Source organism: Nonomuraea sp. NPDC050786, assembly GCF_040654115.1.
Classification (GTDB): domain Bacteria; phylum Actinomycetota; class Actinomycetes; order Streptosporangiales; family Streptosporangiaceae; genus Nonomuraea.
Genome location: NZ_JBFAHJ010000033.1, coordinates 24249 through 38037, shown reverse-complemented (window position 1 = coordinate 38037; position 13789 = coordinate 24249). Strand labels below are relative to the sequence as shown.

Sequence of the window (13789 nt, the reverse complement as noted above, 5' to 3'; positions counted from 1 at the left end):
AGCGCCATACGCGTCGCGCCGGTCACCACCGCACCACACCTCATCGACCCGGCACGGGTGAGCCGTTGTGGACGGAGGAGCGCGCCGGCGAGACGGCAACCGAGGGGAAGGCGCGCTGCAGGGCGGGCGTTCGGCCGGCGGCGCGTCAGGCGGCTGTGGGGCCGGAGCTGCCCGGGCTGGCGTGCCAGAGCCGCCTGGGCGGGTCGGTGACTGCGGGGCCGAGGTCGGAGTAGGGCGAGAGGCGGAAGCCGTTGGCGTACTCGATCTTGCGCCCCGTCACCCCCGCGGCCTTGGCCGGCGGCTGGGCGAGGAGGGCGCGGACCGCCTCGATGCCCTCCGAGCGCCAGAGCGAGTTCAGCTCCGCCAGGCTCCAGCAGTCCACCGCCCGCAGCGACACCGCCCGCGCCCCCGTGCGCCTGACCACCCCCTTGGCCAGCAGGAGCCACGAGTCGAACACCGTCGCCGCGCACCGCCCCTGCACCGACTCGAAGAACGTCAGGTCGACCGGCCCCGTCGAGTCGTCGAGCGTGGTGAAGATGACCCGCTGCCCCGAGCGCACCGCAGGCGTCTGCGTGGCCACCTTGACCCCGGCGACCAGCACCCAGGCCCCGTTGCGCTGCTTCAGGAGATCCCTGGAACGCACCACTCCGAGCCCGTCGAGCAGCTCGTCGTAGAAGCTGATGACGTGGCGGCTGATGTCGATGCCCAGGATCTCCAGCTCGGCCTCGACCATCTCCGTCTCCGTCATCTCGGGCAGCTCCCCGGGCGGCACGTGCTCGGTGAAGCCCAGCGGGAGCTGCACCGACGGCTCCGCCGCGCCGGCGGGCCGCGAGGAGTAGCGCCTGGAGGCGGGCGCGCCCGACCGCACGCCGATCGACGAGCCCCGCTCGAGCGTCCCCACCTGGGCGATCAGGTCGCGGCGGGTCAGCTCGCCCGGACGCCAGCGGGGGCCGCCCGGGCGCAGGTCGTGGAGCGCGTCGAGCCCGCCGACCTGGACGATCCGCTCGATCGTCGGCCGGGAGGGCCGGGCACGGTCCCAGAAGTCGGCCAGCGACGTGTACGGCTGCCCGGCGACCATGCGCTCGACCTCGGCCTCGCTCACCCCCTTGACCGCCGAGAACGGCACCCGCAGCGCGTACCCCTTGCCGATCTCGCCGATCCTGAACTCCCTGCGCACCGGGGAGGAGGCGCCCTTCAGCGAGGAGGGGCGCACGCGCAGCCCGAGCCGCTCCACCTGCCAGTCCTTGCCCGACTTGTTGATGTCGAGCGGCAGGATCTTGATCCCGCACTGCCTGGCCTCGTCGATGATGACGCGCGGCGGGTACATGCCCGGCTCGTGCGTGAGCACGCCGGCGAAGAACGCCGCCGTGTGGTGCCGCTTGAGCCAGGCCGACTGGTACGTGGGCAGCGCGAACGCCGCCGCGTGCGCCTTGCAGAAGCCGAAGGCCCCGAACGCGTCCAGCACCTGCCAGGCGCGCTCGACGGCCGCGTCGTCGAAGCCGTTGGCCCTGGCCATGGGCACGAACGTCTTGCGCACCAGCTCCCGCCCCTCCGGCGTGGCCAGCGTGCGCCGCAGCATCTCGGCGAACGACAGGTCCCGCCCCGTCATCACCTCGATGATCCTGAGCACCTGCTCGTGGAAGACCACGACGCCGTGCGTCTCCTTCAGCGCCTCCCGCAGCCTCTCGTGCGGGTAGTACGGCTTCCGCCACCCGTGCCTGGCCTCCAGGTAGGGGGTGACCATGTCGGAGTTGACCGGGCCCGGCCTGAACAGCGAGATGTCCACGATCAGGTCGTGCATCCTGCGCGGCTCCAGCTTGGCGACCAGCTCACGCTGGCCCGGCGACTCGATCTGGAAGCAGCCGAGGGTACGGCTGGCGCAGATCATGTCGTAGGTGTCCTGGTCGTCGTGCGGCACGTACTGGACATTCGGCCGGCCCTCGGACCCGTCGCCGCCGCTCTGGGTGTCCAGCTCGACCACGACGTCGTCCACCCGCTTGATCTCGCTCAGCGCGTACGCCATCGCGGACTGCATCCGCACGCCCAGCACGTCGAGCTTGAGCATCCCGGCCTCCTCCACGTCGTCCTTGTCGAACTGCGACATGGGGAAGTCCAGCATGCTGCGCTCCACCGGGGTCCTGTCGCGCAGGCCGCCGTTGCCGACCAGCACGCCGCACGGATGCATCGCGATGTGCCTGGGCAGCCCGTCGAGCTTCTCCGCCAGCCGGAACACCCGGTCGAGCCCCGCCTCGCCGAGCCGGCTCTCGCGCAGCTCGGGCAGGTCGTGGAGGGACGCGGTGATCTGCTTGGCCCTGATGTGCGGGAACGCCTTCGCGATGGCGTCGATCTCGTGCGGCGGCAGCCCCATGGCCCCCGCGACGTCGCGGATGGCGCTGCGCGCCCGGTAGGTCTCCATCATGGACACGCAGGCCACGCGGGCCTCGCCGTACCGCTCGAAGATGGCCTTGTAGCAGTCGAGGCGGCGGGCCGACTCCACGTCCACGTCGATGTCGGGCAGCCCGACGCGGCCCTCCGACAGGAAGCGCTCCATGAGCAGGCCGTGGTCGATGGGGTTCACCTCGCCGATGCCGATGAGGTAGTTGACCAGGCTGCCCGCGCCCGAGCCGCGGATGGCGCAGCGGATGCCCATGCCGCGGATCATGTCGGTGATGCCGGCCACGGCGATGAAGTATCCGGACAGGCGCTTGCGCTCGATGATGGCCATCTCGTCCCCGAGGCGCCGCCTGGCCTCGCCGGAACGGTCGAGGCCGCGCCTGATCAGCCCGTCCTCCACCCGGTGGCGCAGCAGCGGCACCGGGTCGCGGCCGATCTCCGGCAGGTGCAGGTTGGGCGGGTCGCTCCGCAGCGCGAGCAGCTCGACCGGCTCCATCGCGCACGCCTCGGCCAGCCGCCTGGTCGTGAGGAGCAGCCGGGCCACCCGCTCCTGGTCCGCGCCGCAGACCTTGGTCGCCACCTGCCACATCTCCTTGGTGCTCTTGAGGTAGGCGTGGGAGGTCATGCGGTCGAGGTGGCGCGGGTGCAGCGGGACGAGCTGGCGGGCCGCGTCGAGCACGTCGCCGACCTGGTGGTCGGCCGGGTCGAGGTAGCGTGCCGCGTTGGTCAGCACCGCCGGGACGCCCATGGACTCGGCCAGGCCGAGCATGCGCACGGCCGTGGTGGCGTCGCGGAAGCCGTACTGGTCGACCAGCTCGATCACCACGCCGGGCACCGCCGCGCGCCAGAGCCCGAGCAGCGTCCTGGCCTGCTCGTCGCGCCGCTCGGCCACCGCGCGGCCCACGTCGGACCTGGGGCCGAGCAGCACCACGAGCCCGTCCTCGGCGCCGAACCCGTGGTCGCCGCCGCGTCCGTCGTCGCGCCCGCCGGCCCACTCGCCGATGAGCTCGCGGCTCACCTTGGGCGCGCCCCGCTCGCCGGCGTAGTGCGCGGCCGTGACCAGGCGGGACAGCCGGGACCAGCCCTTGGCGCGGGCCAGCACCGTGACGCGGTCCTCGGCGTCCGGCCCGGTCCTGGGGCGGGGCGCGCGGCGTCCGGGCATGTCCAGCCCGGGCACCCCGAGCCCCGGCAGCGGCGGGAGGACGTCGAGCGCCAGGTTGACGCCGAAGACCGCGGAGATCCCGGCGTCGGCGCACGCCTGGGCGTGCTTGACCGCGCCGTAGAGGCCGTCGCGGTCGGTCAGCGCGAGGATGTCCATCCCGTGCTCGACCGCCCGCCTCACCAGCGCCTGCGGGAAAGCCGTGCCGTAGCGCATGGAGTACGCGGAGCAGACGTTGAGGTGCGGGAACGGCGGCGCCATCAGTCCCACGCCCTCAGGAGCAGCCAGCCGTTGCCGGCGGTGTCGTAACGCAGCTCGTACGAGCCCACCTCGCGCCCGGGGCTGGCCTCCACCCGCCAGAACTTGCGCTCACCCGGGTCGCCGTCGCCGGTCTTCCACCACTCGCGCGCGACCACCCAGTGGTCGAGGACCCGGCGGACGAGATAGAGCCGGTCGCGCCAGACGAACTGGGTCGGCTCCCCGTCCCTGGTCCACACCTCTATCGGATCGCCATAGAGTCTGCTCAAGACGCTTTCTCCCCGCGGCTCTGGTCGTATGCTGAGCCACCCGGGGGAAGACGGGTGTGCTTATAAGTCGAACATATGTTCTTACGGGCTCCGGCGCAAGTCGTTCGCGGGGTCCTCACCCCGGCTTCTTCCCTCGTACAGGGGCGTACACGTCCTCCTGCGAGGCCCGCGGCGCATCGGTAAGCTTGCGCGGCGTGAGCGGCGAAACCTCCCACATCGGGCGCTACAGATTACTCAGCGTGCTGGGGCGCGGCGGCATGGGCACGGTCCATCTCGCCGAGGACCCGGCGGGGCAGCGGGTCGCCGTCAAAGTGATCAACCCGGAGCTGACCCAGCACGAGCAGTTCCGCATGCGCTTCCGCAGGGAGGCGGACGCCGCCCGCAGGGTGCGCAGGTTCTGCACGGCCGCGGTGATCGAGGCCGCTCTCGACGGCGACCAGCTCTACGTCGTCACCGAATACGTCCCCGGGCCGAACCTCGAAGCGGCCGTGCTCCAGTCCGGCCCCCTGCGCGGCTCCAGCCTCGACGCGCTGGCCGTCAGCGTGGCCACCGCCCTGACCGCCATCCACGGGGCCGGGGTGGCGCACAGGGACCTCAAGCCGTCGAACGTGCTGCTGTCGCCCGTCGGACCGCGCGTGATCGACTTCGGCATCGCGCGGGCGCTCGACACGCTCGGCGGCGTCACGGGCACCGGCGAGCTGGTCGGCACGCCCCGCTACATGGCTCCCGAGGTGCTGCGGGGCGAGCCGGTCTCCCCGGCCTGCGACGTGTTCTCGTGGGGCTGCCTGGTCGCGTTCGCCGCGAGCGGGAGGGCGCCGTTCGGCGGCGACACGCTGCCCGCGATCGTCTACCAGGTGCTCAACACCGAGCCGAACCTCGACGAGGTCGAGCCCGGCCTGCGCGAGCTGGTCAGGGCGGCGCTGCACAAGAACCCGGCCATGCGGCCCACCGCGCAGCAGCTGCTCGACCACCTCGTCGGGCGCTCGGCGGCGCCCGAGCAGGCGGCGCAGACCGCGCAGGTGACCTGGCAGCAGGCCACGGCGGCGTACACGTCCGTCCAGCGACCGTCCCGGGGCGGCCGCGCCAAGCTGATCGCGGGGCTCGCGGCGGCCGCGGCGGTGCTCGTGGCCGGGTCCGTGGCCGCGTGGGCGGTGTTCGCCCCCGGCGGGCCGCCCGACGACCTGGGCGTGCTCTACCGCGAGGACTTCACGCAGACCTCCGGCGGCTGGAACGGCACCTACGACCCGGACGCCTCCTCCAGCTACGGATATCGGACGGACGGGACGTACGGGCTGGATGTGGAGGACGGCTCCGAGGAGCGGTGGGCGAAGGCCCCCATACCGTTCCTCATCGCCAAGCCGACCGGCACGCCCGACCCCTCGGCCACGCCCACGCCGATGCTGCCCTCCTCCGTCGTCGTCGCCGTCACCGCCGAGGTCAAGAGGCACACCGGCACCGGCGAGTACGGCGTGTACTGCCACAACGCCGACGATGACGACACGTACTACGAGTTCGCCCTGGACACGACGGGGAAGGCCAGGATCCGGCGCATCGTGGACGGGGCGGGCGGCACGCTGGCCCAGCCGGTGCAGGTCGACGGGCTGCCCGGCAAGGCCAGGCTGGTGGCGTCGTGCGAGCAGGACGGGCCGGCCGTGCGGCTGACGATGTGGGTGAACGACCAGCGGGTCCACCAGGTGGACGACCCGAACGGGCTCGGCAACGGGTACGTGGGGCTCTTCGCCCGTACGCCCAAGGACGGGAGGTCCATGCTGAAGACGGCGTTCGACGACTTCGAGCTGCGCGGCCAGAAGGAACCCTAGAGGACTCCGGCGCGGGCGGCGGCCAGGGCCGCGTCGGCGGCGCGGTCGGCGTCCCGCTCGGTCACCGGCTCGTGCGCCACGAACAGCCGGTAGTAGACGGGTGCGACCGCGACCCTGATCACCTCCCTGACGTCGACGATGTCGGGCAGCTCGCCGCGCCCGATCGCCCGCCGGACGACCTCCGCCGACTGCTCGTGCCGGGCCACGAAGAAGTCGTGCAGCGCCCGTGCCGCGTCGGGGTCCTGCACGGCCGCCGCCACGAACGCCGACGAGACCGGCCCCAGCTCCGGATCGGCGAACCCGCTCCGCACGAGCTGGACGATGCCCCGCAGGTCGCCCTCGATCGAGCCGGTGTCGGGAACGGGCCACGGCTCCTCCCTGGCCAGCTCGAGCGCGTCGGAGATCAGCCCGGCGACGCTGCCCCAGCGCCGGTAGACGGTCGTCTTGTGCACGCCTGACCGCTCGGCCACGTTCTCCACGGTCAGACCCCGGTAACCGTGCTCGGCCAGCTCCGCGAGCGTGGCCTGGCGTACGGCGTCGCGCACCCGCGCGCTCCGCCCTCCCGGCCTCTTGTCCGCTGTCAAAAACTACTCCAGTTGCGTTAACACTTGTCCCATGGCAGGCTAACGCTACAACAGTTGCTATTGGAGTTTCATCCAGTGAGCCGCACCAGACCGACCGGGGAAGGGCCGCACATGTTGACCATGATCGACGGAGGATCGCCTTACGGCATCGCCGCCGGACCGGACGGGGCGCTCTGGTTCACGCTCGTGCACGAGGGGCGGATCGGCAGGATGTCGCCCGGCCAGGAGCCCGTGATCCATCAGCTCGATCCGGCGGACGGGCAGCCGAGCGTGATCGCGCCGGGAGCCGACGGAGCGATGTGGTTCACGGAGGGGAAGGGCGGCCGGGTCCGCCGGATCACCGCCGACGGGGAGGTGACCTCCTACGAGGCCGACTCGCCGTACGGGATCGCCGCGGGGCCGGACGGGGCCATGTGGTTCACCCAGATGGGGAGCGGCAGGATCGGGCGCATCGGGCCCGGTGGAGAGCGGGCGGAGTTCGAGGTGCCGGTGGAGGGCGGCATGCCCGCCTTCATCACCGCCGGGCCGGACGACGCGCTCTGGTTCACGATCAACCAGGGCAACGCCATCGGGCGGGTCTCGCTGACGGGGCAGGTGACCGTTCACCCGCTCCCGACGGAGGGCGCCGCCCCGGTGGGGATCACGCTGGGGCCTGATGGGGCCCTCTGGTTCGTGGAGATCGGCGCGGGTCAGGTGGGCCGGATCGACGTTTCCGGAAAAATCACCGAATATCCGCTTCCCGATCGGGCCGCGCGACCGCACGCGATCATCACCGGCCCCGACGGCGCCCTCTGGTTCACCGAATGGGCCGCCGACCGCCTCGGCCGCATCACCACCGACGGCGCCATCGAGGAGCACCCGCTCCCGCCTCTGCCGGTCGAGCTCGGGAAGGAAGGGAAGGCCGAGCCTCATGGGCTGACGATCGGGCCCGACGGGGCGATCTGGGTGGCCCTGGAGGCGGGCGCCCTGTCCCGGCTGGGGTGACGCGAGGCGCCCTGTCCCGGCTGGGGTGACGCGAGGCGGCCGGCCGGTGGCCTGAGCGAGGTGGCCGAGGGCGATTGCGGCCGGTGGCCCGGGCTGGTGACGGACGGCGGGTTGTGGCCGGTGACCACGCCGAATGACGGGGTTGTGGCGGGTGGCCACGCCCTGGTGACGGACGGCGGATTGTGGCGGGCCGCGGTTGGGATCGCCGAGTGTGGCCCGGATGGGAATGAACCAGTGGGCGGGGAGTTGACTAAGGGTATGCATGCCATCATCGTCTCCGCCCAGGGCGGCCCAGAGGCTCTCGAATACGTCGAGCGGCCCGACCCGGTTCCCGGCCAAGGGGAAATCGTGGTCGACGTCGCGGCCAGCGGTGTCAACTTCATCGACATCTACCACCGCTCCGGCACGTACCCGCTCGACGTGCCCACCCCCATCGGCTCCGAGGGCGCGGGCACGGTCTCCGCGGTCGGGCCCGGGGTGGAGGGGGTGGCCGTGGGTGACACCGTGGCCTGGGTCAACGTTCTGGGGAGCTACGCCGAGAAGGCCGTCATCCCGGCCGACCGGGTGGTGCCCGTGCCCGACGGCGTCCCGGCGGACGTGGCGGCGGCGGCGATGCTCCAGGGGATGACGGCCCACTACCTCACCCACTCCACCCACGAGGTGCGGGAAGGGGAGAACGTGCTCGTGCACGCCGGAGCCGGCGGCATGGGACAGCTGCTCATCCAGCTCGCCAAGCTCAAGGGCGCCAAGGTCTACACCACCGTCTCCACCGCCGAGAAGGAGAAGCTGGCCCGGGAGGCGGGGGCCGACGAGGTGCTGCGGTACGACGACTTCGTGGCGGCGCTCCGCAACAAGATCGACGTCGTGTACGACGGCGTGGGGAAGACCACGTTCGACGGCGGCCTGGAGGTGCTGCGCCCGCGCGGCCTCATGGTCCTGTACGGCGCCGCGAGCGGCCCCGTGCCGCCGCTCGATCCCCAGGTGCTCAACAAGAGCGGCTCCGTCTTCCTCACCAGGCCCTCGCTCGTCCACTACATAGCCGAGCGCGCCGAGCTGCTCCAGCGCGCCTCCGACCTGTTCGGGTGGATCGCGGCCGGGCAGCTCACCATCAACGTCTCCCACCGCTACCCGCTGGCCGAGGCACGGCAGGCGCACGAGGACCTGGCGGCCCGCCGTACGACAGGGAAACTCCTCCTCATACCCTGACCGCATGGACATCGCAGGATCGATCGGGTCGTTCGCCGCCGTAGTGGCCCTGCTCACGCTCACCCCCGGCCTCGACACGGCTCTCATCCTGCGTACGTCGGTGCTGGCGGGCAGGCGGCCGGCCTGGGGTGTGACGCTGGGCATCCAGCTCGGCACGCTCACCTGGGGCGTGGTCACCGCGGCGGGGCTGTCGGCGCTCCTGTCCGCCTCCCGGCTCGGCTACGAGATCCTGCGCTGGGCCGGGGTCGCGTACCTGGTGTGGATGGGTCTGCGCATGCTGCTGGCCAGGCAGCCGGCGCACGACGAGCCGGAGCAGGCGGTGCGGTTCATGGGCGGATTCACCCGCGGGCTGGTCACGAACCTGCTCAACCCCAAGGTCGGGGCGTTCTACGTGGCCATGCTGCCGCAGTTCATCCCGGACGGGGCGCCGCACGCGGTCATGGGGCTGCTGCTGGCCGGCGTGCACGTGGCCGAGGGGCTGCTGTGGAGCGCGGTGCTGATCGGGTTCGCGTCGTTGATGAGCGGCTTCCTGCGCACGCCCACGGTGCGGCGCGTCCTCGACCGCCTGACCGGCGTGGTCATCGTCGGCTTCGGCATCCGCCTCGCCGTCACGGACTGAACCCCGCCGACCCCGGCCCACGCCGCCTTCCGGTAAACCGCCCTGGACCAACCGCCCTCCGGCAGACCGCCCCGGCGGACCGCCTTCCGGCAAACCGCCTTTCCGTCGGAAGGCAGCGTGCGGATGGCTTTGCTTCCGGGACGCGGCAACGAGAGGGTGGAGTGCGTGGAGACGGCGTTCGTGCTCGGTGGCGGGGGTGTGCTCGGCGCGCACGAGGTGGGCATGCTGCAGGCGCTCGACGAGGCCGGCATCGGCCCCGACCTCGTGGTGGGCACGTCGGTCGGCGCGCTGAACGGGGCGGTCATCGCCGCCGCCCCCTCCGAGGCGGTCGCCCGGCTGGTGTCCTTGTGGCGCTCCGACGTCGTACGTACGGCGTTCGCCGGCTCCTGGGTGGCCAGGCTGTCCACCCTGGCCAAGACGGGCACCCATCTGCACCCGAGCGGGCCGTTGCGCGAGGTTCTGAGCGAGACCGTGCCGGTCTCCCGGATCGAGGAGCTGGAGGTGCCGTTCCAGTGCGTGGCGGCCTCGGTGGAGCGGGCCGCGGCCCACTGGTTCGCGGAAGGGCCGCTGGTGGACGCGGTGCTGGCCTCGTGCGCGGTGCCCGGGCTGCTGCCGCCCGTCGTGATCGGCGGCGAGCACTTCTACGACGGAGGGCTGGTGCACAGCATCCCCGTCGGGCGGGCCGTACGCCTCGGAGCCAAGCGCGTCTTCGTCCTGCACGTCGGCCGGATCGAACGGCCGCTCGCGCCGCCCAAGCGGTTCTGGGAGGTGGGCATGGTGGCGTTCGAGATCGCGCGCAGGCACCGGTTCGCCGAGGACATGTCCAGCCTGCCGCCGGGGGTGGAGGTGCACGTGCTGCCCGCCGGCGTGACCCAGCCGCTCTCCACGCTGCGCTACCGCGACGTCTCGCAGATCTCCGCCTGCATCGAGCGGGCCTACACCGCCTCTTCGCACTATCTGCGGAACAGAGGAGGATGAAGGGTAGACCGCTCCAGGGAGGCCGCAGTGCTCCCACCACGTATCCTGCGCCGGCTGGTGCTGGCGCCTCTGGTCATCGTCGTGACCGTGTTCATGCTGGTGACGCTGCCGTTCTGGCTCGTCGTCACGGCGGCCGCCTCGCTGCGCCTGCCGCCGCCGCAGCGCAGGGGGCTGCGGTTCGTCTGGTTCGGCACGGCGTGGCTGACGCTGGAGTCGGCCGTGCTGATCGCCTGTCTGTGGCTGTGGGTGGCGGGCGGGGCCCGGCGCCAGGAGCGGCACTACGCGCTGATCAGGTGGTTCCTGTCCGAGGTGTACGCGGCGGCGGTGCGGATCTTCCAGCTGACCCTGGAGATCCAGGAGCCCGAGCCGACCGCCGAGGAGCGGGCCGCCCGGCTGACGCGGCCGGTGATCGTACTGGCGCGGCACGCGGGGCCCGGCGACTCCTTTTTGCTGATTTATCACCTTCTAGCGATCTATGGGCGGCGGCCGCGCATCGTTATGAAGGCCGCCCTCCAGTACGACCCCTCGCTGGACGTGGTGATCAACCGGCTGCCGAACGCGTTCGTCCCCCGCAAGTCCGGGCAGCAGCGGGTCGTCGAGGAGATCCGCCGCCTCGCCACCACCATGGGCGACCAGGACGCCCTGGTGATCTTCCCTGAGGGCGGCAACTTCACCCCGCGCCGCCGCCGGCTGGCCATCAGGCGCCTGGAGGAGAAGGGGCTGGCCGAGGAGGCGGAGCGGGCGCGCGGCATGGACCACCTGCTGCCGCCCCGGCCGAAGGGCGCCATCACGGCTCTCGAGGGGTGCCCGACGGCGGACGTCATCTTCGTCGCGCACACCGGGCTCGACGACCTCATCACGTTGGGGGACGTCTGGCGCAAACTGCCCGTCAGCGCCCACATCACCGCCAAGTGGTGGCGAGTGCCGGCTGCGGAGGTGCCGCGGGAGCGGGGTGAGCGGGTGCGGTGGCTGTACGACCACTGGGAGCAGATCGACGCCTGGATCGACGCCCAGCGCCGGGCCCGCACCCCGGCCGACCACCCGGCACCCGGCCCCGGCTAGCCCGCCCGGCCTGCGCTCCTCTCGTCATGACCGCCGCACTTCGGTGCGGGTCCCTTGGCGGGAGGCCGCGCGGAAGGCAGCAGCTCAGCCGAGAAGGGACGGTGGCTGCGGCGGGTCGTCAGGTGGGTGGTGCGCCCGGGGGCAGGAACGGGACGGCCGGGGGGCCGTGCTCGATGAGGCGGAGCAGCGCGTCCGTGTCGAGGTGCCGCTCCACCAGGTCGCCGAGCGCGTCGAGTCGCTCCTCCCTGAGCCCCGCGAAGTCCGTGTCCGGAGCCGGTACGAAGTCGCGCCCGGCCCGCGCGGCCACGTCGGCCAGGAACGCCCGCCGGAAGCCGTCGTTCTCCAGGGCGCCGTGCCAGGTGGTGCCCCAGACGTTCGCGGCCCGGCAGCCGTCGAGGAAGGGCTCGCCCCCGTCCACCGAGGCCACCCCGTGGTGGATCTCGTACGCTCGCACCGGCTCCCCGTACGCCGTGCCCTCCGGCCGCCCGAGCCGCTTCTCCTTGGCGAACTCGACGCGCACCGGCAGCCTGCCCAGCCCCTCGATCTTCCCCTCCCCCGACTCGACCTCGTCCACGATCTCCCGCCCGAGCATCTGGAACCCGCCGCAGATCCCCAGCACGGGCCCCGCCCGGTCCGCGATCGCCGCCGCCAGCCCCCGCTCGCGCAGCCACGCCAGGTCGCTGACCGTGGCCCGGGAGCCGGGCAGCACCACCAGGTCGGCGTCGTCCAGCTCGACCGGATCGGTCACGAAGCGCACCACGACCCCCGGCTCGGCGGCCAGGGCGTCCACGTCGGTGAAGTTCGAGATCCGCGGCAGCCGCACGACCGCCACCCGGAGGGTCTGCCTGCCGTACGGCTCGCGCACCGCGACCCTGCGGCCGTCCAGGGCCAGCGAGTCCTCGACGTCCAGCCAGAGCCCGTCGAGCCAGGGCAGGACGCCGTAGACCTCGCGCCCCGTCAGCCGCCTGAGCATGTCGAGCCCGGGCTCGAGCAGTTCGCGCGCGCCGCGGAACTTGTTGACGACAAATCCGGAGATGTGTGATTGGTCGCCAGGGTCCAGCAGGCCCACCGTGCCGTAGAACGCGGCGAACACCCCTCCCCTGTCGATGTCGCCGACCACGATCACGGGCAGGTTCGCGGCCCTGGCCAGGCCCATGTTGGCGATGTCGCCGCGACGCAGGTTGATCTCGGCGGGGCTCCCCGCGCCCTCGCACACCACCACGTCGTACCGCTCCCTGAGCCTCTCCAGCGACTCCAGGGCCGTGGTGCGGAGGAGGTCCTTGAGCGCGCCGTACTCCATCGCGTCCACGTCCGCCACCGGGCTGCCCATGAGGACGACCTGGCTGCGGCGGTCGCTGCCCGGCTTGAGGAGGACGGGGTTCATGTCGGCCACCGGCTCCAGGAAGGCGGCCTGCGCCTGCATCGCCTGCGCGCGGCCGATCTCGGCGCCGTCCGCGGTGACGTACGAGTTGAGCGACATGTTCTGCGCCTTGAAGGGCGCGACGCGCACGCCTTCGCGGGCCAGCCACCGGCAGATGCCGGCGGTCACCACGCTCTTGCCCGCGTCGGACGTGGTCCCCGCGACCAGCAACCCGCCTCTGACCATGCGATCACCGTATCGGAGCGTTCAAGGTCATATGCTGGCCGCATGCCCGCCTCGGACCTGCCGATCTGCCGCACCTGCGGCGTCCAGTACGGCGAGCCGCGCCCCGACTGCCCGATCTGCGAGGACGAGCGCCAGTACGTCGGCTGGGACGGCCAGCAGTGGACCACCATGGCGGGCCTGGCGGCCGAGGGCCATCGGGGCCGGGTCGAGGAGGAGGGCCCGGGTGTGATCGGCATCGGCACCGCCCCGCCCACCGCGATCGGCCAGCGTGCCCTGCTCGTCCGCACGCCTGAGGGCAACGTGCTCTGGGACATGGTCTCGTACGTGGACGACGACCTGATCGCGCAGGTCAGGGAGTTGGGCGGGCTGACGGCCGTCGCCATCAGCCACCCGCACTTCTACGGCTCCATGATCGAGTGGGCCCGGGCCTTCGACGCCCCCGTGTACATCCACGCCTCCGACAGGCAGTGGGTGGCCAGGCCGGACGACGCGGTGGTCTTCTGGGAGGGCGACACGCACCGGCTGTCCGAGGACCTCACCCTGATCAACGCGGGCGTGCACTTCGAGGGCGGCCAGGTGCTGCACTCGTCGTCCAAGAACGCGCTGTTCTCGGGGGACATCCTCGCGGTCGTCCAGGACCGGCGCTGGGTGAGCTTCATGTACAGCTACCCCAACTACATCCCCGAACGTCCGCATGTCGTACGCCGTGCCCTGGACCTGCTGGAGCCGTACGGTTTCGAGAGGGTCTACGGGGGTTGGTGGAAGCGCGTCGTGTACACGGACGGCACGGAGGCCGTCCGCCGCTCGGCCGAGCGCTACCTGACCTTCACCGAGGACAGGTGAGCGCGGC

Annotated in this window: 11 protein-coding genes; 7 read left to right on the top strand and 4 right to left on the bottom strand. The window is 72.1% G+C overall.

Annotated features, from left to right (window positions below; translation table 11 throughout):
* Window positions 1-145 precede the first annotated feature (145 nt).
* Together dnaE and AB0H84_RS42295 are read right to left on the bottom strand one after the other, a co-directional pair.
* Window positions 146-3814, bottom strand: coding sequence for a DNA polymerase III subunit alpha (gene dnaE, locus AB0H84_RS42300; protein WP_357617744.1), 3669 nt, complete (start codon window positions 3812-3814; stop codon window positions 146-148).
* The gene (locus AB0H84_RS42295) at window positions 3814-4080 is read right to left on the bottom strand and encodes a DUF6504 family protein (protein ID WP_357617581.1); all 267 of its coding nucleotides are present in this window, start codon (window positions 4078-4080) and stop codon (window positions 3814-3816) included. Before AB0H84_RS42295 ends, dnaE begins: the two co-directional genes overlap by 1 nt.
* Before the next feature lie 194 nt (window positions 4081-4274).
* Between AB0H84_RS42295 and AB0H84_RS42290 the strand changes: the two genes are divergently transcribed.
* Window positions 4275-5900 (top strand): serine/threonine-protein kinase, encoded by a 1626-nt coding sequence (locus AB0H84_RS42290; protein ID WP_357617579.1) that lies wholly within the window; start codon window positions 4275-4277, stop codon window positions 5898-5900.
* Here AB0H84_RS42290 and AB0H84_RS42285 read toward each other — a convergent pair.
* Complete coding sequence (locus AB0H84_RS42285) at window positions 5897-6484, bottom strand: TetR/AcrR family transcriptional regulator (protein WP_357617577.1); 588 nt, start codon at window positions 6482-6484, stop codon at window positions 5897-5899. The two genes, AB0H84_RS42290 and AB0H84_RS42285, sit on opposite strands and share 4 nt — an antisense overlap.
* Window positions 6485-6595: 111 nt before the next feature.
* Here AB0H84_RS42285 and AB0H84_RS42280 point away from each other — a divergent pair, with 111 nt between their 5' ends.
* From AB0H84_RS42280 to AB0H84_RS42260, 5 genes are all read left to right on the top strand, one after another.
* Window positions 6596-7468, top strand: coding sequence for a virginiamycin B lyase (locus tag AB0H84_RS42280; protein WP_357617575.1), 873 nt, complete (start codon window positions 6596-6598; stop codon window positions 7466-7468).
* Between the two features lie 258 nt (window positions 7469-7726).
* Window positions 7727-8674, top strand: coding sequence for a quinone oxidoreductase (locus AB0H84_RS42275; RefSeq protein ID WP_357617573.1), 948 nt, complete (start codon window positions 7727-7729; stop codon window positions 8672-8674).
* Window positions 8675-8678: 4 nt separating this feature from the next.
* Entirely contained in the window at window positions 8679-9293 is a 615-nt protein-coding gene (locus AB0H84_RS42270; RefSeq protein ID WP_357617571.1) for a LysE family translocator, read from the top strand.
* Window positions 9294-9416: 123 nt separating this feature from the next.
* Window positions 9417-10271: a patatin-like phospholipase family protein gene (locus AB0H84_RS42265; RefSeq protein WP_357617569.1), complete on the top strand. Its 855-nt coding sequence runs from the start codon at window positions 9417-9419 to the stop codon at window positions 10269-10271.
* 27 nt (window positions 10272-10298) lie between these two features.
* Window positions 10299-11333, top strand: a complete 1035-nt coding sequence (locus tag AB0H84_RS42260) for a 1-acyl-sn-glycerol-3-phosphate acyltransferase (RefSeq protein ID WP_357617567.1) — start codon at window positions 10299-10301, stop codon at window positions 11331-11333.
* 118 nt (window positions 11334-11451) lie between these two features.
* Here the strand turns inward: AB0H84_RS42260 and AB0H84_RS42255 are convergent, their stop codons facing one another.
* The gene (locus AB0H84_RS42255) at window positions 11452-12939 is read right to left on the bottom strand and encodes a cobyric acid synthase (RefSeq protein WP_357617565.1); all 1488 of its coding nucleotides are present in this window, start codon (window positions 12937-12939) and stop codon (window positions 11452-11454) included.
* A 42-nt stretch (window positions 12940-12981) separates the two neighbouring features.
* Between AB0H84_RS42255 and AB0H84_RS42250 the strand changes: the two genes are divergently transcribed.
* Window positions 12982-13782, top strand: coding sequence for an MBL fold metallo-hydrolase (locus tag AB0H84_RS42250; RefSeq protein ID WP_357617563.1), 801 nt, complete (start codon window positions 12982-12984; stop codon window positions 13780-13782).
* Window positions 13783-13789 lie beyond the last annotated feature (7 nt).

Coding starts and splice junctions, on each gene's coding strand:
- AB0H84_RS42270 (WP_357617571.1), top strand. CDS start 8,679: ATGGACATCGCAGGATCGATCGGGTCGTTCGCCGCCGTAGTGGCCCTG.
- dnaE (WP_357617744.1), bottom strand. CDS start 3,814: ATGGCGCCGCCGTTCCCGCACCTCAACGTCTGCTCCGCGTACTCCATG.
- AB0H84_RS42255 (WP_357617565.1), bottom strand. CDS start 12,939: ATGGTCAGAGGCGGGTTGCTGGTCGCGGGGACCACGTCCGACGCGGGC.
- AB0H84_RS42250 (WP_357617563.1), top strand. CDS start 12,982: ATGCCCGCCTCGGACCTGCCGATCTGCCGCACCTGCGGCGTCCAGTAC.
- AB0H84_RS42265 (WP_357617569.1), top strand. CDS start 9,417: ATGGCTTTGCTTCCGGGACGCGGCAACGAGAGGGTGGAGTGCGTGGAG.
- AB0H84_RS42275 (WP_357617573.1), top strand. CDS start 7,727: ATGCATGCCATCATCGTCTCCGCCCAGGGCGGCCCAGAGGCTCTCGAA.
- AB0H84_RS42280 (WP_357617575.1), top strand. CDS start 6,596: ATGTTGACCATGATCGACGGAGGATCGCCTTACGGCATCGCCGCCGGA.